Genomic DNA, 24,674 nt, shown 5'->3' on the forward strand with positions numbered 1-24,674 from the left:
AAGGAGCCCGCGGTGAGTGCTGACCAGACGCTTGCCTTCGACCCGGATTGCCACATCTTCAGTGGATGCGGCTTCCCGGCGCCGGGCCTGCACACGTTCATGTACGAGCCCATCGCCACGGTGGGCGGCATCGAGATCACCAAGCCGATGCTGCTCGCCGTCCTCGGCTCCATCGTGGTCGTCGGGTTCTTCTGGGCCGCCTTCAACAAGCCCAAGCTGATCCCCGGCAAGATGCAGATGGTCGGCGAGGCCGGTTACGACTTCGTCCGCCGCGGCATCGTCTACGAGATCATCGGCAAGAAGGACGGCGAGAAGTACGTCCCCTTCATGGTGTCGTTGTTCTTCTTCGTCTGGATCATGAACCTCTGGTCGATCATTCCGCTCGCCCAGTTCCCGGTCACCTCGCTGATCGCCTTCCCGGCCGGTCTCGCGCTGATCGTGTACGTCATGTGGATCTCGCTGACGTTCAAGAAGCACGGCTTCGTCGGCGGCTGGAAGAACATCGTCGGCTACGACAAGTCCCTCGGTGCGATCCTCCCGATGGTCGTCGTCCTCGAGTTCTTCTCGAACCTGATCATCCGGCCCTTCACGCACGCGGTCCGACTGTTCGCGAACATGTTCGCCGGTCACCTGCTGATCGTGATGTTCTCGCTGGCCACCTGGTACCTCATGAACGGCCTGGGCTTCGTCTACGCCGGCGCCTCGTTCGTGATGGTCCTCGTGATGACGGCCTTCGAGCTCTTCATCCAGGCCGTCCAGGCGTACGTCTTCGTCCTCCTGGCCTGCAGCTACATCCAGGGCGCGCTCGCCGAGCACCACTGAGTGACACCCGTCCCGCAAGGGGCTCAGCTGCACCCCCCAATCCATCAGTCGTCCGGTGGCCAACCCCCATCGGGTCATTGAAAGAGAAGGAAGTAACGGCATGTCCGCTGCTCTCGACATGATCAACCTCGCCGCCGAAGGTGGCAGCGCCAAGACCAACGTCGTCGGCAACGTCGCCTCGATCGGTTACGGCCTCGCCGCGATCGGCCCCGGCGTCGGCGTCGGCATCATCTTCGGTAACGGTACGCAGGCCCTCGCCCGCCAGCCCGAGGCCGCCGGTCTGATCCGCACCAACCAGATCATGGGCTTCGCCTTCTGTGAGGCGCTCGCCCTCATCGGCATCGTCATGGGCTTCGTCTACCAGTAAGCCGGACCGACAGCCCACACCTTTTTACGGAAGGCACTGATGTGAACGCTCTGCTTCTTGCGGCGGCGGAGGAGCCCCAGCCTCCTCTGATCCCGCATCTTGACGAGCTCGTCATCGGCCTGATCGCTTTCGTCATCGTCTTCGGTTTTCTCGCCAAGAAGCTCCTCCCGAACATCAACAAGGTTCTGGACGAGCGTCGGGCGGCCATCGAAGGTGGCATCGAGGCGGCCGATGCGGCCCAGATCGAGGCCCAGAGTGTGCTGGAGCAGTACAAGGCCCAGCTCGCCGAGGCCCGCCACGAGGCCGCGCGTCTTCGCCAGGAGGCGACGGAGCAGGGCACCGCGATCATCCAGGAGATGAAGGCGGAAGGCCAGCGCCAGCGCGAGGAGATCATCGCGGCCGGTCACACGCAGATCGAGGCCGACCGCAAGGCCGCGGCGACCTCGCTGCGCCAGGACGTGGGCAAGCTCGCCACCGACCTGGCCGGAAAGCTGGTCGGCGAGTCCCTCGAGGACCACGCCCGCCAGAGCCGCACGATCGACCGCTTCCTCGATGAGCTCGAGGAGAAGGCCGAGGCCGTCCGATGAACGGAGCGAGCCGTGAGGCACTGGCCGCCGCACGTGAGTCCCTCGACGCGCTGACCGACAACACCTCGGTCGACGCGGCGAAGCTCGCGGGCGAGCTGGCCTCCGTCACCGCGCTGCTCGACCGCGAGGTCTCGCTGCGTCGGGTCCTGACCGACCCGGCGCAGGCGGGCGAGGCCAAGGCCGAGCTCGCCGGGCGACTGCTCGGCGGTCAGGTGGGCGGCGAGACCGTCGACCTGGTCTCGGGCATGGTGCGGTCCCGCTGGTCGCAGTCGCGCGACCTGGTCGACTCCGCCGAGGAGCTGGCGAACACCGCCGACCTCACCGCGGCGCAGCAGGCCGGCGCACTGGACGACGTCGAGGACGAGCTGTTCCGGTTCGGCCGGATCGTCTCCTCCAGCACCGAGCTCCGCTCGGCGCTGACGGACAAGGCCGCCACGACGGCCGCCAAGAGCGAGCTGCTGCGCAGCCTGCTCGGCGGCAAGGCCAACGTGGTCACCGAGCGCCTGATCATCCGTCTCGTCACCCAGCCCCGGGGACGTAGCCTGGAATCGGGACTGGAGTCCCTCTCCAAGCTCGCCGCGGCGCGCCGGGACCGGATGGTCGCCGTCGTCACCACGGCCGTGCCGCTGTCCGACCAGCAGAAGCAGCGCCTCGGTGCCGTTCTGGCCAAGCTGTACGGCCGCCAGATGCACCTGAACCTGGACGTGGACCCCTCGGTCCTCGGCGGGATCTCGGTGCAGGTCGGCGACGAGGTCATCAACGGGACCATCGCGGAGCGCCTCGACGAGGCGTCCCGGCGACTGGCCGGCTGACGACAGCTGCCACCACACAAAAAGCATGATCAGCGGCCCGGTTGGGCCGTGCACTTAGCAGAAGATTCCTGGGGGTCGGCCCCCAGACCCCCAAGAAAACTTCGGGCCCAACAAGGAGAGCAGGGAACCCAGATGGCGGAGCTCACGATCCGGCCGGAGGAGATCCGGGACGCGCTGGAGAACTTCGTCCAGTCGTACCAGCCGGACGCGGCCTCGCGCGAGGAGGTCGGAACGGTCAGCCTGGCCGGCGACGGCATCGCCAAGGTGGAGGGTCTTCCCTCGGCCATGGCGAACGAGCTGCTGAAGTTCGAGGACGGCACCCTCGGTCTCGCCCTCAACCTCGAGGAGCGCGAGATCGGTGCGATCGTCCTCGGCGAGTTCAGCGGCATCGAGGAGGGCCAGCCGGTGCAGCGCACCGGTGAGGTTCTCTCGGTCGGTGTCGGCGAGGGCTACCTCGGCCGCGTTGTCGACCCGCTCGGCAACCCGATCGACGGCCTCGGCGAGATCGCGACGGAGGGCCGCCGCGCCCTCGAGCTGCAGGCGCCCGGCGTCATGCAGCGCAAGTCGGTCCACGAGCCGATGGAGACCGGCTACAAGGCCGTCGACGCGATGACCCCGGTCGGCCGCGGCCAGCGTCAGCTGATCATCGGCGACCGTCAGACCGGCAAGACCGCGCTGTGCGTCGACACGATCATCAACCAGCGTGACAACTGGCGCTCGGGCGACGTGAACAAGCAGGTCCGCTGCATCTACGTCGCCGTCGGCCAGAAGGGCTCCACCATCGCGTCCGTGCGCGGCGCGCTGGAGGAGGCCGGTGCGCTCGAGTACACGACGATCGTCGCCGCCCCGGCGTCCGACCCGGCCGGCTTCAAGTACCTGGCGCCGTACACCGGCTCCGCCATCGGTCAGCACTGGATGTACCAGGGCAAGCACGTCCTGATCGTCTTCGACGACCTGTCGAAGCAGGCCGACGCCTACCGCGCCGTGTCGCTGCTGCTGCGCCGCCCGCCGGGCCGTGAGGCCTACCCGGGTGACGTCTTCTACCTGCACTCCCGCCTCCTCGAGCGCTGCGCGAAGCTCTCGGACGAGATGGGCGCGGGCTCGATGACCGGTCTGCCGATCGTCGAGACGAAGGCCAACGACGTCTCGGCGTTCATCCCGACCAACGTCATCTCCATCACCGACGGCCAGTGCTTCCTGGAGTCCGACCTGTTCAACGCCGGCCAGCGTCCGGCCCTGAACGTCGGTATCTCGGTCTCGCGTGTCGGTGGCTCCGCCCAGCACAAGGCGATGAAGCAGATCTCCGGTCGCCTCCGTGTGGACCTGGCCCAGTTCCGTGAGCTGGAGGCGTTCGCCGCCTTCGGTTCCGACCTGGACGCCGCGTCGAAGGCGCAGCTGGAGCGTGGTCAGCGGATGGTCGAGCTGCTCAAGCAGGCTCAGTACCAGCCGATGCCCACGGAGAACCAGGTCGTCTCGGTCTGGGCCGGTACCACCGGCAAGATGGACGACGTCCCGGTGGCCGACATCCGCCGCTTCGAGGCCGAGATGCTGGCGTACCTGCGCCAGAGCCACTCCGGTCTCATGAGCTCCATCCGTGAGGGCGGCAAGATGTCGGACGACACCCTGCAGTCCGTGGCCGACGCCATCTCGGAGTTCAAGAAGCAGTTCGAGACCTCTGACGGGAAGCTGCTGGGCGACGACGCTTCCGCTGCCGTCAACGTCTCGAAGTGACGACGGAAGGGACCTGACTCATGGGAGCGCAGCTCCGGGTCTACAAGCGTCGCATCAAATCCGTCACCGCGACGAAGAAGATCACCAAGGCGATGGAGATGATCGCCGCCTCGCGCGTCGTCAAGGCGCAGCGCAAGGTGCAGGCGTCGACCCCGTACGCGATCGAGCTGACCCGCGCGGTCACCGCGGTCGCCACGGGTGCGAACGACAAGCACTCGCTGACCACCGAGGTGGAGAACCCGACCCGCGCCGCGGTCCTGCTCCTGTCGAGCGACCGCGGTCTGGCCGGCGCCTTCAACTCCAACGCGATCAAGGCGGCGGAGCGGCTCACGAAGAAGCTGGAGAGCGAGGGACGCGAGGTCGACATCTATGTCGTCGGCCGTCGTGGCATCGCGCACTACAACTTCCGTGAGCGCAAGCTGGCCGACTCGTGGACCGGTTTCACGGATCAGCCGGAGTACGCGGACGCCAAGAAGATCGCGGCTCCGCTGATCGAGGCGATCGAGAAGGACACGGCCGAGGGTGGTGTGGACGAGCTCCACATCGTCTACACCGAGTTCGTCTCGATGATGACGCAGACGGCGGTCGAGGCCCGGCTGCTGCCCCTCAGCCTCGACGAGGTGGCGAAGGAGGCGGGCGAGCAGGACACGCTCCGTCCGCTGTACGACTTCGAGCCGTCGGCGGAGGACGTCCTCGACGCCCTTCTGCCGCGCTACGTCGAGAGCCGTATCTACAACGCGCTGCTCCAGTCGGCTGCCTCCAAGCACGCCGCCACGCGCCGCGCGATGAAGTCGGCGACCGACAACGCGGGAGACTTGATCAACAACCTCTCCCGACTTGCCAACGCGGCCCGCCAGGCCGAAATCACCCAGGAAATCAGCGAGATCGTCGGTGGCACCGCAGCCCTGGCCGACGCGACCGCGGGGAGTGACAAGTAATGACGACCACTGTTGAGACGGCCGCCGCCACGGGCCGCGTCGCCCGGGTCATCGGCCCGGTCGTCGACGTGGAGTTCCCCGTCGACGCGATGCCGGAGATCTACAACGCGCTGAACGTCGAGGTTCCGGACCCGGCCGAGGAGGGCGCGACCAAGACGCTGACCCTCGAGGTCGCCCAGCACCTCGGTGACGGCCTCGTCCGCACCATCTCCATGCAGCCCACCGACGGCCTGGTCCGCCAGGCCCCCGTGGTGGACACCGGCTCCGGCATCACGGTGCCCGTCGGTGACGTCACCAAGGGCCGCGTGTTCAACACGCTGGGTCAGGTGCTGAACGACGACGCCTCCACCGTCGCCGACGCCCCGCGGTGGACCATCCACCGCAAGGCCCCGGCGTTCGACCAGCTCGAGTCGAAGACCGAGATGTTCGAGACCGGCCTGAAGGTCGTCGACCTTCTCACCCCGTACGTCAAGGGTGGAAAGATCGGTCTGTTCGGTGGCGCCGGTGTCGGCAAGACCGTTCTTATCCAGGAAATGATCGTCCGTGTGGCCAAGCTGCACGACGGTGTTTCGGTCTTCGCGGGCGTCGGCGAGCGCACCCGTGAGGGCAACGACCTCATGGTCGAGATGGAAGAGGCCGGCGTTCTGGACAAGACCGCGCTGGTCTTCGGCCAGATGGACGAGCCCCCGGGCACGCGTCTCCGTGTCGCGCTGGCCGGTCTGACCATGGCGGAGTACTTCCGCGATGTGCAGAAGCAGGACGTGCTGTTCTTCATCGACAACATCTTCCGCTTCACCCAGGCCGGTTCCGAGGTCTCCACGCTGCTCGGCCGTATGCCCTCCGCGGTGGGTTACCAGCCGAACCTGGCCGACGAGATGGGTCTCCTCCAGGAGCGCATCACGTCGACCCGTGGTCACTCGATCACCTCGATGCAGGCGATCTACGTCCCCGCGGACGACCTGACCGACCCGGCCCCGGCCACCACCTTCGCCCACCTCGACGCGACGACGGTTCTCTCCCGTCCGATCTCCGAGAAGGGCATCTACCCGGCCGTGGACCCGCTGGACTCCACGTCCCGGATCCTGGACCCGCGCTACATCGCGCAGGACCACTACGACGCCGCCACGCGCGTCAAGGGAATCCTGCAGAAGTACAAGGACCTCCAGGACATCATCGCGATTCTCGGTATCGACGAGCTGAGCGAGGAGGACAAGCTCGTTGTCCACCGCGCCCGCCGTGTCGAGCGCTTCCTGTCCCAGAACACCCACGCGGCGAAGCAGTTCACCGGTGTGGACGGTTCGGACGTTCCGCTCGACGAGTCGATCGCCGCGTTCAACGCGATCTGCGACGGTGAGTACGACCACTTCCCGGAGCAGGCCTTCTTCATGTGTGGTGGTCTCGAGGACCTCAAGAAGAACGCCAAGGAGCTCGGCGTCTCCTGAGCCCCGTGCTCATGAGAGGGGCGGGCCGGTCCCGCCCCTCTCATCACGCCCATTAGAATTGACCCCAACACCCGGCAGTACCGCCGGGTGGTGACCCGAGGAGCCACCCTTGGCTGCTGAGCTGCACGTCGAGCTGGTCGCCGCGGACCGGAGTGTCTGGTCCGGCGAGGCCACCCTGGTCATCGCGCGTACCACCTCCGGCGACATCGGCGTCATGCCCGGCCACCAGCCGCTGCTCGGTGTGCTGGAGTCGGGCCCGGTGACCATCCGTACCAGTGAGGGCGCGACCGTCGTCGCCGCCGTCCACGGTGGATTCATCTCGTTCGCCGACGACAAGCTGTCTCTGCTCGCGGAGATCGCCGAGCTGGCGGACGAGATCGACGCCCAGCGCGCCGAGCGTGCGCTGGAGCGCGCCAAGTCGGATTCGGACGCCGGCGCCGAGCGTCGCGCCGACGTCCGGTTGCGCGCGGTAGCGGTTCGCTAGCGGACCGCGCCGAGAGTTGTGCCCTCAGCCGCGGCACGGCTGGAATTATCCAGACCGTGTCGCGGCTGAGGCGATGCAGATGCAGGTTGTATTCGGTTACGCCGGCGAAGCCGGTCACGGGACGCAGCGAGGAGGTCGGTGAAGATGTTCCTCGCTCTGCTCCTGAGCGGCCTGGTCGTCGCACTGGTGGTGATCGGGCTCTTCGTCTTCGGCTTGCGGCGCAGGCTGATCCAGCGTGCCGGCGGCACCTTCGACTGCTCCCTGCGCTGGAACGTGCCCGAGGAGCCGGATGCGTCCGGCAAGGGCTGGGTGTACGGCGTCGCCCGCTACAGCGGTGACGAGATCGCCTGGTTCCGGGTCTTCTCGTACGCTCCCCGCCCCCGCCGCGTCCTGGAGCGCTCGGCCATCGAGGTCCTCGAGCGCCGGATGCCGGAGGGCGAGGAGGAGCTCGCGCTCCTCTCCGACGCCGTGATCCAGGGCTGTATGCACCGGGGGGTCCGACTGGAGCTGGCGATGAGCGAGGACGCTCTCACCGGCTTCCTCGCCTGGCTGGAGGCGGCGCCTCCCGGCCAGCGAGTAAATGTGGCGTGACCTGGACGTACGACGGCGGGGACGGTGTGCTGCACCGTCCCCGCCGCGTTTTTCGTGGGCCGACTCAGACCGCTAGTTCAGCCCGTTGTTGATGGCGCCGACCAGCTCGCCGTTGCTGGTGTCGCCGCTGAACTCCCAGAAGAACGCGCCGCCCAGACCCTGGTTCTTCGCCCAGCTCATCTTGGACGTCACCGTGGCCGGGGTGTCGTAGCTCCACCAGTTGTTGCCGCAGTGCGCGTACGCCGTACCCGCGACCGTGCCGTTGGCCGGGCAGGAGTTCTTCAGGACCTTGTAGTCCTCGATGCCCGCCTCGTACGTGCCGGGTGCCGCACCCGTCGCCGAGCCGCCCGGGGCGGACTGGGTGACGCCGGTCCAACCGCGGCCGTAGAAGCCGATGCCGAGCAGCAGCTTGTTGGCCGGGACGCCCTTCGCCTTGAACTTGGCGATCGCCTCGGCGGAGTTGAAGCCCGCCTGCGGGATGCCGGCGTACGAGGTGAGCGGGGAGTGCGGGGCCGTCGGGCCCTGCGCTGCCCAGGCGCCGAAGAAGTCGTACGTCATCACGTTGAACCAGTTCATGTACTGCGCGGCGCCCGCGTAGTCGGCGGCGTCGATCTTGCCGCCGGAGGAGGCGTCGGCCGTGACGGCCGCCGTGACCAGGTTGCCGGTGCCGAACTTGGCGCGCATGGCCTGCATCATGTTCTTGAAGGAGGCCGGGCCGCTGGTGTCGCAGCTGAGACCGCAGGCGTTCGGGTACTCCCAGTCCAGGTCGATGCCGTCGAAGACATCGGCCCAGCGCGGGTCCTCCACCAGGTCGTAGCAGGACTGCGCGAAGGCGGTCGGGTTCTGCACGGCCTGGCCGAAGCCGCCGGACCAGGTCCAGCCGCCGAACGACCACAGCACCTTGATGTGCGGGTACTGGGCCTTCAGCTTGCGCAGCTGGTTGAAGTTGCCGCGCAGCGGCTGGTCCCAGGTGTCGGCCTTGCCGTCGACGGACTGGTCGGCGGTGTAGGCCTTGTCGTAGTCGGCGTAGGCGTCACCGATGGTGCACCGGCCGCCCTGGACGTTGCCGAAGGCGTAGTTGATGTGGGTGATCTTGGACGCGGAGCCCGACGTCGCGATGTTCTTGACGTGGTAGTTCCGGCCGTAGACGCCCCAGTTGGTGAAGTAGCCGAGCTTCACCGTGTTGCCGACCGGCGGGTCGCCGCCGCCCGTGGTGCGGACGCTCGCCGCGGCGCTGGCCGGGCCGGTCTGGTCGATGGTGTCGCGGGCGACGACCGTGTAGCTGTAGTTGGTGCCCGCGGTCAGACCGGTGTTGGTGTACGTGAGTCCGGTGACCGTGGCGACGGTGGTGCCGTCGCGCTTGACGTCGTAGTTCTTGATGCCCTTGTCGTCGGTCGCGGCGGTCCAGGTCAGCTTGACCGAGGTGTTGGTGATGTCCGAGGCGACCGGGGTGCCGGGGGCGGAGGGCGCGTTGTCGCCGGGCTGGGTGGTCCCGTCGCAGGAGCCGCCGTTGACCTTGCAGCCGCTCGGGGCGCCGGAGCCCGTGCCGTTGAAGCCGAAGGAGATGGAGGCGCCGGGGGCGAGGGTGCCGTTCCAGCCGACGTTCTTGGCGGTCCAGTGGGTGCCGGAGCTGGTGACGGTGGCGTCCCAGGCGGAGGTGACGGCGGTGCCGGCGGGGTAGTCCCACTCGACCTGCCAGGAGGAGAGCGTGGTGTCTCCGGTGTTCTTCACCGTCCACTTGCCCTCGAAGCCGGTGCCCCAGTCCTGGACCTTGGTGTACGTGGCGGTGGCCGCGGCCGCGGCCTCTGCGGGTGCTGCGAGGCCGACCATGGCGGCCAGGGGCAGGATCAGGGCGGTCAGTCCGGCGGCGGCCCGGTGTCTGAACCCTGTTCTGCGCGTCGGTGCTTGAGTGCTCAACGGTGCTCCTCAAGTTGCGGACGGACGAACGAGAGATGGGGGTGGTCCGTGAAGGTGCGCGCGCTCCGCGAGCGTAGGAAGGTCTGGACCAATCGTCAAGAGGTCCAGACCAACGTTGGCAATGGGTGGTTCAGACACCCAACTCCCGTGCAAGAACAGCCGCTTGAGCCCTGCTCCGTACCTCCAGTTTCCCCAGCACCTTGGAGACGTGGGTCTTGACCGTCGCCTCCGCCATGTCGAGGCGCGTCGCGATCTCCGCGTTCGACAGGCCCTGCGCCAGCGCCCCGAGCACCTCCCGCTCGCGGGGCGTCAGCGCGTCCAGTACGGAGGGGTCCGCACCGCCCCGGGTACGCTCCGGGCCGCGCGGGGACGCGAACTCGGCGATCAGCCGCCGGGTCACCGCGGGGGCGATCAGGCCCTCGCCGCGCGCCACCGTCCGTACCGCCTCGATCAGGTCCTTCGCCTCGGTGTTCTTCAGCAGGAAGCCCGCGGCCCCGGCCCGCAGCGCCCCGAAGACGTACTCGTCCAGATCGAAGGTGGTCAGCACGAGCACATCGGCGAGCCCCTCGGAGACCACGTGCCGGGTCGCCGTCACCCCGTCCATCCGGGGCATCTGCACGTCCATCAGAACCAGGTCGGGCCGCAGCTCGCGCGCCAGTTCCACCGCGCGCTCGCCGTCCGCCGCCTCCCCGACGACCTCGATGTCCGGCGCGCTGCCCAGGATCAGGACGAGTCCTGCCCGGACCGCGCTCTGATCCTCGGCCACGATCACCCGTACCATGCCGTCGGCTCCTTGTCGTTCGTCCCGACGGGCAGGACTGCCCGCACCCGCCATTCTTTCCGGCCGGTGCCGGCCGTCACCGGCCCGGCCTCGAACTCCCCGTCGAGCAGCGCCACCCGCTCCTTCATCCCCACCAGACCCGCCCCCGAGCCGGGCGCGCGCGGCCCCGGCTGCCCGCCGAGCGCACTGGTCACGGCCACCGTGAGGGCGCCGTCCGGGCGGCGGCCGAGCTCCACCCGTACCTCGCCCGGCGCCGCGTGCTTGAGGGCGTTCGTCAGCGACTCCTGCACGATCCGGTACGCGGCGAGCCCGACCGGGGCCGGCGGCGCCTCGTCGTCCTGGGGCCGGGAGTCGTCGATCGTGAACGTCAGCCCGCTGCTCCGCCCGTTCACCGCCGCCTGGGCCACCAGTGCGTCCAGGCCGCCCAGGGTGGGCGCGGCCGCGGGCTCCACGTCCCCGCTGCTGTCCCGGAGCAGCCCGATCAGCCGGCGCATCTCCGCGAGGCCCTCCACGCTGTTCTCCCGGATCACGGTCAGCGCCTGCCGGGTGGTCCCCGGATCGTCGAGCGACAACGCGGCCGTGGAGTGGATCGCGATCGCCGAGAGATGGTTGGCCACCATGTCGTGCAGCTCCCGCGCCATCCGGGCCCGCTCGGCCACCACGGCCTGACTGCGGTCCATCTCGGCGAGCAGCGCGGTCTGTTCCGCCCGGAGGCGGGCGGCCTCGGCGGCCTGGCGGTGGTTGCGGACGACGGCTCCGGTGACGGCCGGCAGGAACGACACCATGCCGGTGATCAGGCCGACCGCCAGGGCGGCCGCGTTCTGCCACCAGACGAGGAAGCCGATCGTCACCCCGATCGTGATCAGCCCGGTCGTGTACGGGACGCGCCGGGCCGCGGAGGGCGGCCCGTACACGACGGCCGCGTAGACCAGGTCCGTGAACATCAGCGCGGTGACGAGGGTGCCGTAGGTGAACTGGTCCGCCACGAGCGCGACCGTGCCGACGATCAGCGCGGTCTGCGGCAGCGAGCGGCGCAGGGTCGCCATCGAGGCCATGACGACGAGCGGGATCAGGGTCGCCCACCGCGCGGTGATCAGCCGGTCCGTCTGGGTGTGCAGTCCGAAGGACCACATCAACAGGCCGATGGCGAGGCCGCCGAAGGCGATGAGCAGATCGATGCGGTTCGGTCGGGGGAATCTCACGTTCCCATCCAACACGGCGGGTGGACCCCGGGCCTCGGCGTCCGGGCCGATCCGCCCCTCCGTCGAAGGATGTAGTCGCACTTCGTCACTGGCGACGACGATCCGCGCCCGGAGCCGGGCGACGCTGAGAGGGACGTACGAAAAGGAGAACCGCCGTGATCGTCACGCTGATCGTGATCTGCGAGGTCGGGTTCTGGGTCCTGCTCGCCGCCGGTCTCGCCACCCGCTACCTGCTCAAGATGCCTCGGGCGGGTCTCGCGCTGCTGCTGTGCGAGCCGCTCCTGGAAGTCCTGCTGCTCGTCGTCACCGCGATCGACCTCAAGAACGGGGCCGAGCCGAGCTGGCGCCATGGGCTCGCCGCCGTCTACATCGGCTACACCGTCGGCCACGGCCACCGCACCGTGAAGTGGCTCGACGGCCACGCCGCCCACCGCCTCGGCGGCGGGCCGCCGCCGGTGAAGCCGCCCCAGTACGGCATGGCGCGCGCCCGCCACGAGGGCAAGGTCTGGCTGGGCTCGGTGACGGCGGCGGCGGTCGCGTCCGGACTGCTCCTGCTCGCGATCTGGTACGTCGGCGACGCGGGCGACACGCAGTCGCTGAAGGGCTGGATCGGCGTCGCCTGGCGGGCGGCCGGCATCCACGGTCTGATCGCGCTCAGCTACGCGATCTGGCCGAGGAAGGCTCCGAAGGAGGAGCCGGAGACCTCCCTGCCCAGCCGGGACCGGGACCGCGTCTAGCGGTCCCCGCCCGGGACCCAGAGCACGTCGCCGACGTCCTTGTTCGCCGTCCGGGCCAGGATGCTGCATTCCCCGGGGGACAACCCCCGGACCCCCGGCAGGGGCGTGGTCGGGATCGTGTCTAGCGGTCCCCGCCGGGGACCCAGAGCACGTCGCCGACGTCCTTGTTCGCCGTCCGGGCCAGGATGAAGAGCAGGTCCGACAGGCGGTTGAGGTAGGTCGCCGTCAGGGGGTTCATGGTCTCGCCGTGGACCTCGATGGCCGCCCAGGTGGAGCGCTCCGCGCGGCGGACCACCGTGCACGCCTGGTGGAGCAGGGCGGCACCGGGAGTGCCGCCCGGCAGGATGAAGGAGCGCAGCTTGTCGAGTCGCTCCAGGAAGCGGTCGCAGTCCGCCTCCAGCTTGTCGACGTAGGACTGCTCGACCCGCAGCGGCGGGTACTTCGGGTCCTCGACCACCGGCGTCGAGAGGTCCGCGCCCACGTCGAACAGGTCGTTCTGGACCCGGACGAGGACCGTCACGACCTCCTCGTCCAGCTGCCCGAGGGCGATGGCCGTACCGACGACGGCATTGGCCTCGTTGGCGTCGGCGTACGCCGAGATCCGCAGATCGGTCTTGGCGGTCCGGCTCATGTCGCCCAGGGCGGTGGTGCCCTGGTCGCCGGTACGGGTGTAGATGCGCGTCAGATTGACCATGGGTCCAGCGTAGTTACGCTCCGGCCCGCAGGAAGGTCCGTGTGCCCACCGTCACGGACACCAGCGTGAACCCGACGGCCACCAGGACGCCGTACAGCACGGTCGCCGTCGCGTACTGCCCTACGTACACGTCCCGTACCGCGTCCACCAGATAGCGGAACGGCATGAGGTGCGAGAGCACGTTCAGCCAGGTCGGCGCGAGCGCCATCGGCAGCATGAGCCCGGACAGCAGCATCGCCGGCAGCGTGAGCGCGTTGACCGTCGGGCCGAACTCCGTCGGCGTGTTCACCTTCATCGCCAGCGCGTACGAGAGCGAGGCGAGGGAGAAGGTCAGCAGGGCGACGAAGACGAAGCCGACGAGGACCCCGAAGAGCGGGGCGCGCAGCCCCATCACCAGCGCGGTGAGGACCAGCAGCACGGCCTGGAAGACGAAGAGCGAGGCGTCGCGCAGGAGCCGGCCGAGGAGCAGCGCGAGGCGGCTGACCGGGGTGACGCGCATCCGCTCCACCACGCCCCAGTTCTTCTCCATGATGAGCGAGAACCCGGCGAACGAGGCGCCGAACAGGCCGAGTTGGAGCAGCAGGCCGGGGACGAGGATCTGCCAGGAGTCGCCCTCGCGGCCGAGCGGCAGATCGCTGAGCAGCGGTCCGAAGAAGAGCAGGTACAGCAGCGGCATCAGGGCGCCGAAGAAGATCTGGAACTTCGAGCGCAGGGTCTGGCGGGCGTAGCGCCCGAAGACGAGCGCGGTGTCGTGGAGCAGCAAGGGGAGTCCTGGGTCCTAGACGGCCACGGGGGCCGGGTCGACGGGGGCCGGGCCGCGCCCGGTGAGGGCGAGGAAGGCGTCCTGGAGGGTGGACACCCCGTGCTCGGCCTTGAGGCCGGCGGGGGTGCCCTCGGCGATGACGACGCCCTTGTCGACGACGACCAGCCGGTCGGAGAGGGCGTCGGCCTCGTCGAGGTAGTGCGTGGTGAGCACGACGGTCGTGCCGTGCTCGTCGCGCAGTCGGCGCACCAGGGCCCACAGGTCGGCGCGGCTGCCGGGGTCGAGCCCGGTCGTCGGCTCGTCGAGGAAGAGCACGTCGGGGCGGTGGGCGAGGCCGAGTGCGATGTCGAGGCGGCGGCGCTGACCACCCGAGAGCGCGGCGGGGGAGCGGTCGAGGACCTCGGTGAGGCCGAGCTCCTCCGCCAGCTCCGCGGCGCGGGCGACGGCGTCCGCCTTGGAGAGCCGGTAGAGGCGGCCCTGCATGACGAGTTCGGAGCGCACGGTCTCCTGCGGGTCGACCCCGCCGGACTGGGCGACGTACCCGATCCGGCTCCGTACGGACGCCGGGTCGGTGAGCAGGTCGTGGCCGGCGATGGTGGCGGCGCCGCCGGTGGGCGGGAGCAGCGTGGTGAGCATGCGCAGGGTCGTGGTCTTGCCCGCGCCGTTGGGGCCGAGGAGGCCGAGGATCTCGCCGCGCCGGACGGTGAGGTCGATCCCGCGGACCGCCTCCACGGGGCCGTTCTTGGTCTCGAAGGTCCGGGCGAGCCCGGCCGTACTGATGATGGGCATGGTGACTACAAAAACAGAGTCCCTGAAATTTTGCAACGCCTCCAAAATTTCAGGCCGACCTAGAATGACGCCATGGCTGAGGGGCTGAGGGAGCGCAAGAAGCGCCAGACGAAGCAGCGGATCTCCGACATCGCGACCGGGCTCTTCCTGGAGCACGGCTTCGTGACCGTGACCATCGCGGAGATCGCGGAGGCCGCGGACGTCTCCGTCAACACGGTGTACAACTACTTCCCCGCCAAGGAGGACCTCTTCCTCGACCGCATGGAAGGCGTCACCCTCCGCGTCGCCCGGATGATCCGCGGCCGCGACAAGGGCGAGTCCGCCGCCGACGCCGTCCTGCGCGAGATGCGCCAGCAGATCGGCGCCGTCTCACCCGCGTACGGACTCATGGACGGCTTCGACGCCTTCATGAACGTCATCGACCACGCCCCCACCCTCAAGGCCCGGCTCTTCTACCTCCAGCAGCAGGTCCACGACGCCGTCGTCGCCACCCTGCGCGAGGAGACCGGCGCTGCCGACGACGACCCGCTGCCCCTGCTCGTCGGCGGCCAGCTCGCCTGGATCGAGAACACCGTCGTCGGCTACATCACCCGCGAGATGTCCGCCGGCGGCAAGGCGACGAAGGTCTCCCGCGAGGCCCTCGTGCTCCTCGACGAGATCGAGGAGCTGCTGAGCGAACGCGTCCTCACGTACGCCGTACGGGGGTAGCCGGCCTGTCGTGAGTGTGACGTCCGTCAAACCGGGCGTGACGCGCGTTACTTCACGGTCACTTCGCGCTCCCCGACCGCTAATCTCCGCCGGGAGAGCCAGACAGGAACAGGCGTTGAGGGGTGGAAGACGTGGCCAGGAAGCTCGCTGTCATCGGAGCCGGTCTCATGGGGTCGGGAATCGCGCAGGTCTCGGCCCAGGCGGGCTGGGACGTCGTGCTGCGTGACGTCACCGACGCCGCGCTGACCCGCGGCACCGACGGCATCAAGGCGTCGTACGACCGCTTCGTCGCCAAGGGCAAGCTGACCGCGGAGGACGCCGAGGCCGCCCTCGGCCGGATCACCGCCACCACCGAACTTGAGGCGGTGGCCGACGCCGATGTCGTCGTGGAGGCCGTCTTCGAGAAGCTCGAGGTCAAGCACGAGATCTTCCGCTCCCTCGACAAGGTCGCCAAGGACGGCGCGGTCCTCGCCTCCAACACCTCCGCGATCCCGATCACCAAGATCGCCGCGGTCACGGAGCGGCCGGAGGCCGTCGTCGGCACCCACTTCTTCTCGCCGGTCCCGATGATGCAGCTCTGCGAGCTCGTCCGCGGCTACAAGACCAGCGACGCCACCCTCGCCGCCGCGCGGGAGTTCGCCGAGTCGGTCGGCAAGACCTGCATCGTCGTCAACCGCGACGTCGCCGGCTTCGTCACCACCCGCCTCATTTCCGCGCTCGTCGTCGAGGCCGCCAAGCTCCACGAGTCGGGCGTCGCCTCCGCCGAGGACATCGACATCGCCTGCAAGCTGGGCTTCGGTCACGCGATGGGGCCGCTCGCCACCGCGGACCTCACCGGCATCGACATCCTCGTCAACGCCACCTCCAACATCTACACGGAGACGCAGGACGAGAAGTTCGCGCCCCCGGAGCTGATGCGCCGGATGGTGGACGCCGGTGACATCGGCCGCAAGAGCGGGCAGGGCTTCTACGCGCACTGATCACCGACGGGTGTTCGGCCCACACCCCATCGGGTGAATTCGGTATCAGTTCGCTTACAAGGCGCAACGCTTCTGCGCCAACGGCAGTCAGTTGTTGCAAAGACGGAGCACTCCCGGGGAGCGCATATGCACATCAGGGGCGACCATGTCGAGCTGGTCGTCGGGGGCCGCCTCGACGTCCGTAGCGCGGCGGACGCCCGTACGGTCCTGCACTCGGCCGTCGACGACGGAGTCGGCGACCTCGTGCTCGACCTGACCGGTCTCGACTCCTGGGACGCCACCGGACTCGGGGTCATCATGGGCGCACACCGGCGTGCGGGCCGCTGCGGACGGCGGCTCGTGCTGCGCGGGGTGCCACCCCAGATGCAGCGCCTCCTCGTGGCGACCCGGCTGCACCGGATCCTCGCCATCGAGGGCGGGCTTGCCGCGGAGTCGCTGCCGCGCGTCTGAGCATCCGGCGGCGGGCACGGTTGTGAAGCTGGTGTGCGAAACCGGCGACCCGCCCCAATCTCGACGGACCGTGACGTCTTGGTCGGGGCAGCACCCCGGCTGTTCCGGGAATCCCGAAGAAGGTCTAGGGTTCGGTCGCCCGCCCATTTGACGAACCCACCCGGCGGGCACCGGACCAGAAGCGACAGCGAGCGTGCAGATCGGCCGGAGGGGCTTCCGCACGCACCGCTTTTGGGGGCTTTGACCATGGACCCGATGAACCGGGGGCCGGAAGACTACGGCCACGACACCGACGGCGACGACGTCCGCGACGGACGCGGCGGCCCCGCGGGCGAACGTGGACCGGCCGCCGCGGCCACCCGCGCCCGCACCGCCCGCCTCGTCTCCGGCGACCTGCTGCTCACCGTCAACCCCGTCGACGGCAGCGAGATCGAGGCCTGCCCGCCCGGCGAGCAGCCCGCGCCCTCGCGCCGGCGCACCGCCCAGGAGCGCGCCGAGGCCGCCCGCGCGGCCACCCCGCCCGTACCGGCCGGACCCGCAGCCCCCCGGCTGGCCCTGGTCGAACGGCAGGAGGAGCACGAGCGCCTCGTCCAGCTCCTCGCCCGCGGCCGCTCCGTCCGCGTCACCGGCCCCGCCGGCTCCGGCCGCACCGCCCTCCTCGACCAGGTCGCCGCCGACTGCGCCGACCTCGCGCCCGACGGCGTCGTCCGCCTCTCCGGCCACCACCGGACCCCGACCGAGCTGCTGTACGAACTCCTCGGCACCGTCCAGCACGCCCCCGACCACCGCCCCGACCGGCCGGGCCTGCTCGACCTGGTCCGCGACATCGGCGCCGTCGTCCTCGTCGACGACCTGGAGTTCGGCGGCGCGACCCTGGACGAGCTCCTCTCCGCCGCGCCCGAGTGCGCCTTCCTGCTCGCCGCGACCCCCGACGTCCAGGCCCCCTCCGCCGACGCCCACCTCGACGAGGTCGTGCTCGCAGGCCTCGGCCGCGCCGCCTCCCTCGAACTCCTGGAGCGCGCCGTCGACCGGCCGCTCACCGACGACGAGGCCAACTGGGCGGGCGACCTCTGGTTCGAGTCCGAGGGCCTGCCGCTGCGCTTCGTCCAGGCGGGCGCCCTGCTCCGGCAGCGCGACCGGCTCCGGGTCACCCCGGCCGAGTTCGACGCCTTCGGGGCGGCCGCCCAGGAGGAGCCCGTCCCCTCCGAGTTCGACGCCTTCGGCGCCCTCGACGACGCCTTCGGGCCGGTCGCCGAGACCCCCGCGCCCCAGCCGGACCCCGCCGACATCGAGCTGCGCGAGATACCGCTGCCGAGCCTCGGCGAGGGCGCAGCCCCCGCCGCCCTGCTCGCCTCCCGGCTCAGCCGCTCCGCCCAGGACACCCTGCGGTTCGCCGTCGCCCTCGGCGGCGAGGTCCCGCACCAGGCCCACCTGCCCGCGCTCGTCGGCGACACCCACGCGGACGCCGCCCTCGGCGAGCTCATGGCCTGCGGACTGCTCTCCCCGGTCGGCACCCGCTACCGCCTCGCCGCCGGCGTCCTCACCCAGCTCCTCGCCCGCGGCTACGACGAGGACGCCACCGCCCGCGCCCACACCGTCGCCCAGCACTACGCCTGGTGGGCCGGACACCCCTCCGTCACGCCCGCCCGCGCCGTCGCCGAGGCCGACGCCGTCCTCGCGGCCCTGGCCGCGCTCGTCCCCGGCTCGGACGCCGAACACCCCGCCACCGCCGTCCTGCTCGCCCGCAGCGCGGCGCCCGCCTTCGCCGCAGGCCTCCACTGGGGCGCCTGGGAGCGGGTCCTGCGCGGCGGCCAGGAGGCCGCCCGGCTGGCCGGCGAGGTCGCCGAAGAGGCGTACTTCCACCACGAGTTGGGCGTCCTCGCGCTCTGCGCCGGGAACCTGGAGCGGGCCCGCGCCGAGCTGGAGGCCTCGATCGGCATGCGCGGCGTCCTCGCCGACAAGCGCGGCACGGTCGCGGGCCGCCGGGCGCTCGCCCTGGTCGCCGACCGCGCCGGAGTCCCGCCGCACGGCGACGAGCCGGCCGCCACGCGCCCCGAGGGGCCCGTCTCCCCGCCGCGCGGCATCCCGAGGGCGGCCCTCCCGGCCTCCCGACCGGCCGCCGCCAAGGCGTCCCCGGTCTCCCCGATGGCCAAGGCCCCCGCTGCCGTCCCGTCCTTCCCGGACTTCGCCGACGAGGGCCCGACCCTCATCACGCGCCCGGACACCCTCACGAGCGACGACGGCAAGAAGCGCGGCCGCCGCGCCGGCATCCTCGCCGGGGCCCGGCGCAACGTGGTCGCCGTCAGCACGGGAGCGCTCCTGGCCGCCGTGCTCGGCACCGTCGTGACCATCGGGGCCACCTCCGGCGACCCCGAGGACCCGGGCACCGGCCGCGTCACCTCCGACCGCACGGCCGACGAGGAGACCGGCGACACCGTCCTGGACGCCGACGAGCCGACCGACGGCGCGACGAACCCCGCCTCGGGCAGCGCCTCGCCCACCCCGTCCGGCTCGACGAGCCCGGGCACGCCCACCACGTCCGGCAGCCCGTCCACCGCGCCGTCCGGCGCCCCGACCACGACGGCGCCCCCGACGGGCTCCCCGGTCCCGACGACGACGCCTCCGCGCCCGACGACGAGCCCGACGCGGACGACGAAGCCGCCGACGACACCTCCCACGACCCCGCCGACCACTCCGCCGACGACCCCGCCCACCACGCCGCCGACGACGGAGCCGACGGACCCCGAGCCGCCCGCCAGCAACTCCGCCTCCGGCGACACCACTCCGACCGGCAACCCCGCCTGACGGCAAGGCCCCGCGGAACACAGAACGGCCCCGAGTGCGATCACCGCACCCGGGGCCGTACGCGTATGACCGTACGAAGGGTCAGAACAGCCGCAGCTTGTCGTCCTCGATTCCGCGCAGCGCGTCGTAGTCGAGCACCACGCAGTCGATGCCGCGGTCCGTCGCCAGCACCCGTGCCTGCGGCTTGATCTCCTGGGCCGCGAACACGCCCTTCACGGGCGCGAGGTGCGGGTCGCGGTTGAGCAGCTCCAGATAGCGGGTCAGCTGCTCCACGCCGTCGATCTCGCCGCGCCGCTTGATCTCCACCGCGACCGTCGCCCCGTCGGCGTCCCGGCACAGGATGTCCACCGGGCCGATCGCGGTCGGGTACTCGCGGCGGATCAGCGTGTGGCCGTCGCCGAGGGTCTCGATGCGGTCCGCGAGCAGCTCCTGGAGGTGCGCTTCCACGCCGTCCTTGATGAGGCCCGGGTCCACGCCCAGTTCGTGCGAGGAGTCGTGGAGGATCTCCTCCATCGTGATGATCAGTTTCTCGCCCGCTTTGTTCACCACGGTCCAGGTGCCGGCCTCCCCGTCGACCCCTTCCTTGAGGGTGCAGGGCGGCGACATCCAGTTGAGCGGTTTGTACGCCCGGTCGTCCGCGTGGATGGAGACGCTGCCGTCTGCCTTGACCAGGATCAGACGGGGAGCGGAGGGCAGGTGGGCCGTGAGCCGGCCCGCGTAGTCCACGGAACAGCGGGCGATGACGAGACGCATGGTCGGCAACGCTACAAGACACACGCTCTACCGCGCGATTCGGCTCTTAACGCCCGCTGGACGAGGGTCACTTATTGGCCGGTTGTGTTCCCAATCTCCTGGTGCGCTCCGAAGGACGCGCTTACCGTGGAAGCAGGAGGTCGCCGTCCGTGCACGCAGCGTGTCGCACGGGGGTCCTTCATCCCTGCCCGTAAGACCCCGCCCGTCGGGGTCGCGAGAGGAGAACCCATGTCGCTCGACGTCTCACCGGCGCTGTTGGAACAGGCCGAGCGAGGCGAGGTCGACGAAGCCGACTTCGTCGACTGCGTCCGGACCTCCCTGCCCTACGCATGGGAGATGATCAGCTCTCTGGTGGCCCAGCTGAAGGTCGACGGCGGCGAGTTCGCCGACAACCAGACGCCGCCGCCGAACGAGCAGGCACGTGGTCAGCTGCTGCGTGCACTCGCGAGTGATGCCATCCGCGGTGCGCTGCAGCGGCACTTCGGGGTACGCCTCGCCTTCCAGAACTGCCACCGCGTCGCGGTGTTCCCGCTCGACCCCGCGGTCGACGAGCGGCTCGCCCGCTTCACCTCCGTACGGGGTCAGCTGCTCAACCAGTCGCCGGAACTGCGCGACTGCTGAGGCACGGCGGGTGCCGCCGCTCCGCATCGCGGGAGACGCGAACGATGCGGGAGATGCGGAGCGGCGGCATCGCCACGAGCCCCAGCCCGTCCGCCCACCACCATGAACCCGGTCCCACGGACTCAGACCAGCAGGGGGAGCACCTCGGCGCCGAGCCGTCGTACGTTCTCCTCGGTGGCCGCGAGATCGCCCGTGCCCTCGGCGAGCAGCGCGAAGCGCGTGATGCCCGTGCGCTCCGAGGTCGCCGCGAGCCGGTCCGCCGCGCGCCGTGGCGTGCCCACGGGGTGCAGCCCGCACAGCAACTCGGTGTACGCGACGGGGTCCCGCATCGCGCGGTGCCGGCCGTCCACGGTCACATGCGCGTCCAGGCCCTGCTTCAGCCAGCCGGGCATCGCCTTCACCAGCGCCTCGGTCGCCTCGCGCGTCCCGTCGGCGAGCTGGGCGACGCCCGCCGAGACATGGTTCGCGCCGATCCTCGCGATCTCGTCCGGAGTGCGGCCCGCGTCCCGGGAGAAACGTTCCCACGCGGCCACCATCTCGGCCTTCTCCGCGTCGCCGCAGTGCATCCCGAGCAGCATCGGCAGCCCGCGCCGCGCGGCCAGTTCGACGCTCTTGGGGGAGGTGCAGGCGACCACCACCTCGGGTGAGGCGTCCCCGCCGATCAGCTCGCCGGGGCGGGGGATGACGGCCACCTCGCGGAAGGCGAATCGTTCTCCCTCGGCGGAGACCCGGGGTTCGGTCAGCCAGCGCAGCAGCAGGTCGAGGGATTCGGGGAACCCCTTTTCGTACGCCTTCAGGCCCGCGCCGAACACCTCCAGGTCGACCCACGGCCCGCCCCTGCCCACACCGAGCGTGAAGCGGCCGCCGGAGGTCAGATGGAGCAGGGCGGCCTGCTCGCCCAGGGCGACCGGATGGACCGTCGGCAGCACGCTCACCGCCGTACCGACCCGGAGCCGGCGGGTCCGGCCCAGGAGCACCGCCGCCAGCGTCACGGCGGACGGACAGACTCCGTACGGGACGAAGTGGTGCTCGGCCAGCCAGACGGAATCGAGCCCCGATTCCTCGGCGACCTCGGCGGTCCGCACCGCCCGGTGCAGTGCCTCGCCCTGGCCCTGGCCCGGGAACTGGGCGGCCAGAACAAACGTACCCACGCGCATCGCCTTCTGCCTCCTTGCGGCCGACGCGGTTCTCCCCCTCCACTGGCAACAACGTCTGACACGTGCCAAAGGCACGGCCTCTGATGAAGTTGTTGCGATTTTCCGCTAACTGGGCCCGTCGGGTGGGAAGGTCACTCCGTCGCGGCCCGTAGGCTGGAGAGAACGTTCTGTGTCCCCGGACCCGTGAGGTGATCAGGTGTCCCCGCGTCGCAACCGCCCCCAGGGCGGCGATAGGCCCGATCCTCAGGCCGAGTCCGGCGACCGGTACGGAGGAGCGCAGCGCAGCGAGTCCTGGCAGGGCGAGGAGTGGTTCGTCCGGCACGTGGCCGGCGCCAGCGCCCCTGGCAAGCGCTACCGCTGCCCCGGCTGCGACCAGGAGATCCCGGGCGGCGCCCCGCACGTGGTGGCCTGGCCGGAGTACGGCGGGGTCGACGACCGCCGCCACTGGCACAAGGCCTGCTGGAACGCGAAGGACCGCCGCACCTCCAGGGTGCAGCGGTCCCGAAACGCGCCGAAGTACTAGCGGCTGTCGGCTCAGACGTCCCGGCTGTTCAGCAGGGCGTACGCGCCGCCCATCACGGCCGCCACGAGGACCGCCATGATCCAGACCGGGTCCCAGCCCGCGGGGCCGGACTGGCCGGTCGTCGACTTGCCGGCGTACAGCGCGATGAGCTGGCTCGGGATCGCGTAGTCGAGCAGGAACTGCTGCACCTTGGCGAGCGACTCCGAGAACATGAACATGGCCGCCACCAGCGGCAGCAGCAGGACGCCGATCATGATCGTGATCGCGCCCGCCGAGTGCCGGATGATCGCGCCGATGGCCAGCGACAGCAGGCCGAGCAGCGCGAGGAACAGGCCGACGCCGACCGTCGCCCGCAGCCACTCGGCGGAGGTGGGCTCCGCGGCCACGGATTCCACCATCGCCACCTGCGCCACGGCCACCACCGTCGCCGTGACCGTGGTGATCGTGAAGACGAGCAGGAAGAAGACGATCGCCTTGGCCGTCAGGACCCGGCCGCGGGTCGGGCAGGCCGTCAGGGTCGTACGGATCATGCCGGTGCCGTACTCGGAGGCGATGGTGAGCACCCCGAGCGTGATCACACAGATCGAACCGAGGAGCACGCCGAAGAAGCCGAGCGTGAGCGCCGACTCGCTCGACGCCGGCCCGTCGGGTCCTTCCGTGGTGGCCACGACCGCCGCGACGGCGAGACCGATGCCCAGCATCAGCAGCACCATCACGCCCAGCGTCCACATCGTGGAGCGCAGGGAACGGATCTTCGTCCACTCCGAGGCGAGCGCGTCCCCGAGGTGCGCCCGGCGCACCGGGATGGGGGAGACGTACGAGTGCGGGGCGGGGGCGGTCATCGGGCGTCCTCGGCGTTCTTGGCGGGCTCGCTCTGCGTCGCGTACGGGTTCTGTCCGGGCGGTGGCGGCGCGTACCAGCCCTGCTGCGGCACGTCCTGCACCACCGGCTGGGCCGGCGGCTGCGGGACGTGCTGGTGCGGCTGCGGCTGCTGGAGGTGCGCCAGCTGGTCGTCGGTGGAGCGGTAGTCCACGGCGCCCTGCGTCATCCGCATGTACGCCTCCTCCAGCGAGGCCTGGTGCGGGGAGAGCTCCCAGAGCCGGACGTCCGCGTCGTGCGCCAGGTCGCTGATCCGGGGCAGCGCCAGACCGGTCACCCGCAGCGCGCCGTCCGGCTCGGACATCACGCGCCCGCCGGCCTCGATCAGCGTCGCCGTCAGCTTCTCCCGCTGCTGCGGCTCCGCCTGCGGGGTGCGGACCCGGGCGAAGTCGGCCGAGTTCGCCGAGATGAAGTCCTTGACGCTCATGTCGGCCATCAGCTGGCCCCGGCCGATCACGATCAGGTGGTCGGCGGTCAGCGCCATCTCGCTCATGAGGTGGCTGGAGACGAAGACGGTCCGGCCCTCGGCCGCGAGCTTCTTCATGAGATTACGGACCCAGAGGATGCCCTCGGGGTCGAGACCGTTGACCGGCTCGTCGAAGAGCAGCACCTGCGGGTCGCCGAGGAGCGCGGCGGCGATGCCGAGGCGCTGCCCCATGCCCAGCGAGAAGCCCTTGGAGCGGCGCTTGGCGACGTCCTGGAGGCCGACGACCCCGAGGACCTCGTCGACCCGCTGCGCCGGGATGCCGGCGAGCTGGGCGAGCGAGAGGAGGTGGCTGCGGGCGCTCCGCCCACCGTGCACGGCCTTCGCGTCGAGCAGCGCGCCCACCTGGCGCGGCGCGTTCGGCAGCTGCCGGAACGGGTGGCCGCCGATCGTGACATGACCCGATGTGGGGCGGTCGAGCCCCAGGATCATGCGCATCGTGGTCGACTTGCCGGAACCGTTGGGGCCGAGGAAGCCGGTGACGGTACCCGGCCTCACCTGGAAGGAAAGGTTGTACACGGCCGTCTTGGCGCCGTAGCGCTTCGTCAGGCCGACTGCCTCGATCATTCTCCAGCCCCATCGAAAAGGTCAGGTCTCGTCGGGGCCGTGGCCGACGGCCGGGGCCCCCGTATGAGCTAGGAGCTTATCCAGGGGTTG

At 70.3% G+C, this 24,674-nt stretch carries 26 protein-coding genes and 1 pseudogene; 16 read left to right on the forward strand and 11 right to left on the reverse strand.

What is annotated here, in order from left to right; translation table 11 throughout:
- Nucleotides 1-12 precede the first annotated feature (12 nt).
- From atpB to ACWCO8_RS34115, 9 genes are all read left to right on the forward strand, one after another.
- Complete coding sequence (gene atpB, locus ACWCO8_RS34075) at nt 13-822, forward strand: F0F1 ATP synthase subunit A (protein WP_362003809.1); 810 nt, start codon at nt 13-15, stop codon at nt 820-822.
- A gap of 100 nt (nt 823-922) precedes the next feature.
- Nucleotides 923-1,189: an ATP synthase F0 subunit C gene (gene atpE / locus ACWCO8_RS34080; RefSeq protein ID WP_024761915.1), complete on the forward strand. Its 267-nt coding sequence runs from the start codon at nt 923-925 to the stop codon at nt 1,187-1,189.
- A gap of 41 nt (nt 1,190-1,230) precedes the next feature.
- Nucleotides 1,231-1,776 (forward strand): F0F1 ATP synthase subunit B, encoded by a 546-nt coding sequence (locus tag ACWCO8_RS34085; RefSeq protein WP_362003807.1) that lies wholly within the window; start codon nt 1,231-1,233, stop codon nt 1,774-1,776.
- Nucleotides 1,773-2,588 carry a F0F1 ATP synthase subunit delta gene (locus ACWCO8_RS34090; protein ID WP_362003805.1) on the forward strand — a complete coding sequence of 272 codons (816 nt, stop codon included), beginning with the start codon at nt 1,773-1,775 and terminating at the stop codon, nt 2,586-2,588. The genes ACWCO8_RS34085 and ACWCO8_RS34090 overlap by 4 nt, the downstream gene beginning before the upstream one ends.
- A 132-nt stretch (nt 2,589-2,720) precedes the next feature.
- On the forward strand, nt 2,721-4,319 hold the full coding sequence (gene atpA / locus ACWCO8_RS34095; RefSeq protein WP_362003804.1) for a F0F1 ATP synthase subunit alpha: 1,599 nt from the start codon (nt 2,721-2,723) through the stop codon (nt 4,317-4,319).
- 20 nt (nt 4,320-4,339) lie between these two features.
- On the forward strand, nt 4,340-5,257 hold the full coding sequence (locus tag ACWCO8_RS34100; protein ID WP_451035458.1) for a F0F1 ATP synthase subunit gamma: 918 nt from the start codon (nt 4,340-4,342) through the stop codon (nt 5,255-5,257).
- A complete protein-coding gene (gene atpD, locus ACWCO8_RS34105; RefSeq protein ID WP_451035459.1) occupies nt 5,257-6,699 on the forward strand; it encodes a F0F1 ATP synthase subunit beta in 1,443 nt (480 codons plus the stop codon). Before ACWCO8_RS34100 ends, atpD begins: the two co-directional genes overlap by 1 nt.
- A 109-nt stretch (nt 6,700-6,808) precedes the next feature.
- Nucleotides 6,809-7,183 carry a F0F1 ATP synthase subunit epsilon gene (locus ACWCO8_RS34110; RefSeq protein WP_362003799.1) on the forward strand — a complete coding sequence of 125 codons (375 nt, stop codon included), beginning with the start codon at nt 6,809-6,811 and terminating at the stop codon, nt 7,181-7,183.
- Nucleotides 7,184-7,327: 144 nt separating this feature from the next.
- A complete protein-coding gene (locus tag ACWCO8_RS34115; RefSeq protein WP_451035460.1) occupies nt 7,328-7,774 on the forward strand; it encodes a DUF2550 domain-containing protein in 447 nt (148 codons plus the stop codon).
- A 72-nt stretch (nt 7,775-7,846) separates the two neighbouring features.
- Here ACWCO8_RS34115 and ACWCO8_RS34120 read toward each other — a convergent pair whose 3' ends face one another.
- The 3 genes from ACWCO8_RS34120 to ACWCO8_RS34130 form a co-directional block, all read right to left on the reverse strand.
- Complete coding sequence (locus ACWCO8_RS34120; RefSeq protein ID WP_451035461.1) at nt 7,847-9,691, reverse strand: glycosyl hydrolase family 18 protein; 1,845 nt, start codon at nt 9,689-9,691, stop codon at nt 7,847-7,849.
- A 130-nt stretch (nt 9,692-9,821) separates the two neighbouring features.
- Complete coding sequence (locus ACWCO8_RS34125; protein WP_451035462.1) at nt 9,822-10,472, reverse strand: response regulator; 651 nt, start codon at nt 10,470-10,472, stop codon at nt 9,822-9,824.
- The gene (locus tag ACWCO8_RS34130; RefSeq protein ID WP_451035463.1) at nt 10,460-11,674 is read right to left on the reverse strand and encodes a sensor histidine kinase; all 1,215 of its coding nucleotides are present in this window, start codon (nt 11,672-11,674) and stop codon (nt 10,460-10,462) included. Before ACWCO8_RS34130 ends, ACWCO8_RS34125 begins: the two co-directional genes overlap by 13 nt.
- 155 nt (nt 11,675-11,829) lie before the next feature.
- Between ACWCO8_RS34130 and ACWCO8_RS34135 the strand changes: the two genes are divergently transcribed.
- On the forward strand, nt 11,830-12,411 hold the full coding sequence (locus ACWCO8_RS34135) for a hypothetical protein (RefSeq protein WP_451035464.1): 582 nt from the start codon (nt 11,830-11,832) through the stop codon (nt 12,409-12,411).
- Here ACWCO8_RS34135 and ACWCO8_RS34140 read toward each other — a convergent pair.
- From ACWCO8_RS34140 to ACWCO8_RS34155, 4 genes and pseudogenes are all read right to left on the reverse strand, one after another.
- Nucleotides 12,408-12,473, reverse strand: a pseudogene (locus ACWCO8_RS34140) (cob(I)yrinic acid a,c-diamide adenosyltransferase); the annotation flags it as partial. The gene ACWCO8_RS34135 and the pseudogene ACWCO8_RS34140 overlap by 4 nt on opposite strands.
- Nucleotides 12,474-12,532: 59 nt before the next feature.
- Nucleotides 12,533-13,105, reverse strand: coding sequence for a cob(I)yrinic acid a,c-diamide adenosyltransferase (locus tag ACWCO8_RS34145; protein ID WP_362003790.1), 573 nt, complete (start codon nt 13,103-13,105; stop codon nt 12,533-12,535).
- 13 nt (nt 13,106-13,118) lie between these two features.
- A complete protein-coding gene (locus tag ACWCO8_RS34150; RefSeq protein ID WP_362003789.1) occupies nt 13,119-13,868 on the reverse strand; it encodes an ABC transporter permease in 750 nt (249 codons plus the stop codon).
- Nucleotides 13,869-13,883: 15 nt separating this feature from the next.
- Nucleotides 13,884-14,657: an ABC transporter ATP-binding protein gene (locus tag ACWCO8_RS34155; RefSeq protein ID WP_451035465.1), complete on the reverse strand. Its 774-nt coding sequence runs from the start codon at nt 14,655-14,657 to the stop codon at nt 13,884-13,886.
- 72 nt (nt 14,658-14,729) lie between these two features.
- Between ACWCO8_RS34155 and ACWCO8_RS34160 the strand changes: the two genes are divergently transcribed.
- The 4 genes from ACWCO8_RS34160 to ACWCO8_RS34175 all read left to right on the forward strand — a co-directional run bounded on the left by ACWCO8_RS34160 (nt 14,730) and on the right by ACWCO8_RS34175 (nt 19,600).
- Entirely contained in the window at nt 14,730-15,365 is a 636-nt protein-coding gene (locus tag ACWCO8_RS34160) for a TetR/AcrR family transcriptional regulator (protein WP_362003785.1), read from the forward strand.
- Nucleotides 15,366-15,496: 131 nt separating this feature from the next.
- A complete protein-coding gene (locus ACWCO8_RS34165; protein WP_451035466.1) occupies nt 15,497-16,345 on the forward strand; it encodes a 3-hydroxyacyl-CoA dehydrogenase family protein in 849 nt (282 codons plus the stop codon).
- 126 nt (nt 16,346-16,471) lie between these two features.
- Complete coding sequence (locus tag ACWCO8_RS34170) at nt 16,472-16,795, forward strand: STAS domain-containing protein (RefSeq protein ID WP_024761898.1); 324 nt, start codon at nt 16,472-16,474, stop codon at nt 16,793-16,795.
- Nucleotides 16,796-17,041: 246 nt separating this feature from the next.
- The gene (locus tag ACWCO8_RS34175) at nt 17,042-19,600 is read left to right on the forward strand and encodes an ATP-binding protein (RefSeq protein WP_451035467.1); all 2,559 of its coding nucleotides are present in this window, start codon (nt 17,042-17,044) and stop codon (nt 19,598-19,600) included.
- A gap of 81 nt (nt 19,601-19,681) precedes the next feature.
- On the opposite strand, the gene nucS is transcribed toward ACWCO8_RS34175, so the two are convergent.
- A complete protein-coding gene (nucS, locus tag ACWCO8_RS34180; RefSeq protein WP_451035468.1) occupies nt 19,682-20,353 on the reverse strand; it encodes an endonuclease NucS in 672 nt (223 codons plus the stop codon).
- 228 nt (nt 20,354-20,581) lie between these two features.
- Between nucS and ACWCO8_RS34185 the strand changes: the two genes are divergently transcribed.
- Nucleotides 20,582-20,974, forward strand: coding sequence for an SCO5389 family protein (locus tag ACWCO8_RS34185; RefSeq protein WP_017236120.1), 393 nt, complete (start codon nt 20,582-20,584; stop codon nt 20,972-20,974).
- A gap of 122 nt (nt 20,975-21,096) precedes the next feature.
- On the opposite strand, the gene ACWCO8_RS34190 is transcribed toward ACWCO8_RS34185, so the two are convergent.
- Complete coding sequence (locus ACWCO8_RS34190) at nt 21,097-22,131, reverse strand: LLM class flavin-dependent oxidoreductase (RefSeq protein WP_451035469.1); 1,035 nt, start codon at nt 22,129-22,131, stop codon at nt 21,097-21,099.
- A 196-nt stretch (nt 22,132-22,327) separates the two neighbouring features.
- Here ACWCO8_RS34190 and ACWCO8_RS34195 point away from each other — a divergent pair, with 196 nt between their 5' ends.
- Entirely contained in the window at nt 22,328-22,654 is a 327-nt protein-coding gene (locus ACWCO8_RS34195; RefSeq protein WP_362003775.1) for an ATP/GTP-binding protein, read from the forward strand.
- Nucleotides 22,655-22,665: 11 nt separating this feature from the next.
- Here the strand turns inward: ACWCO8_RS34195 and ACWCO8_RS34200 are convergent, their stop codons facing one another.
- Nucleotides 22,666-23,496 (reverse strand): ABC transporter permease, encoded by an 831-nt coding sequence (locus ACWCO8_RS34200; RefSeq protein WP_451035470.1) that lies wholly within the window; start codon nt 23,494-23,496, stop codon nt 22,666-22,668.
- Nucleotides 23,493-24,584, reverse strand: a complete 1,092-nt coding sequence (locus tag ACWCO8_RS34205; RefSeq protein WP_451035471.1) for an ATP-binding cassette domain-containing protein — start codon at nt 24,582-24,584, stop codon at nt 23,493-23,495. Before ACWCO8_RS34205 ends, ACWCO8_RS34200 begins: the two co-directional genes overlap by 4 nt.
- Between the last annotated feature and the right edge of the window lie 90 nt (nt 24,585-24,674).

This window comes from Streptomyces sp. NPDC001927, from assembly GCF_053594455.1.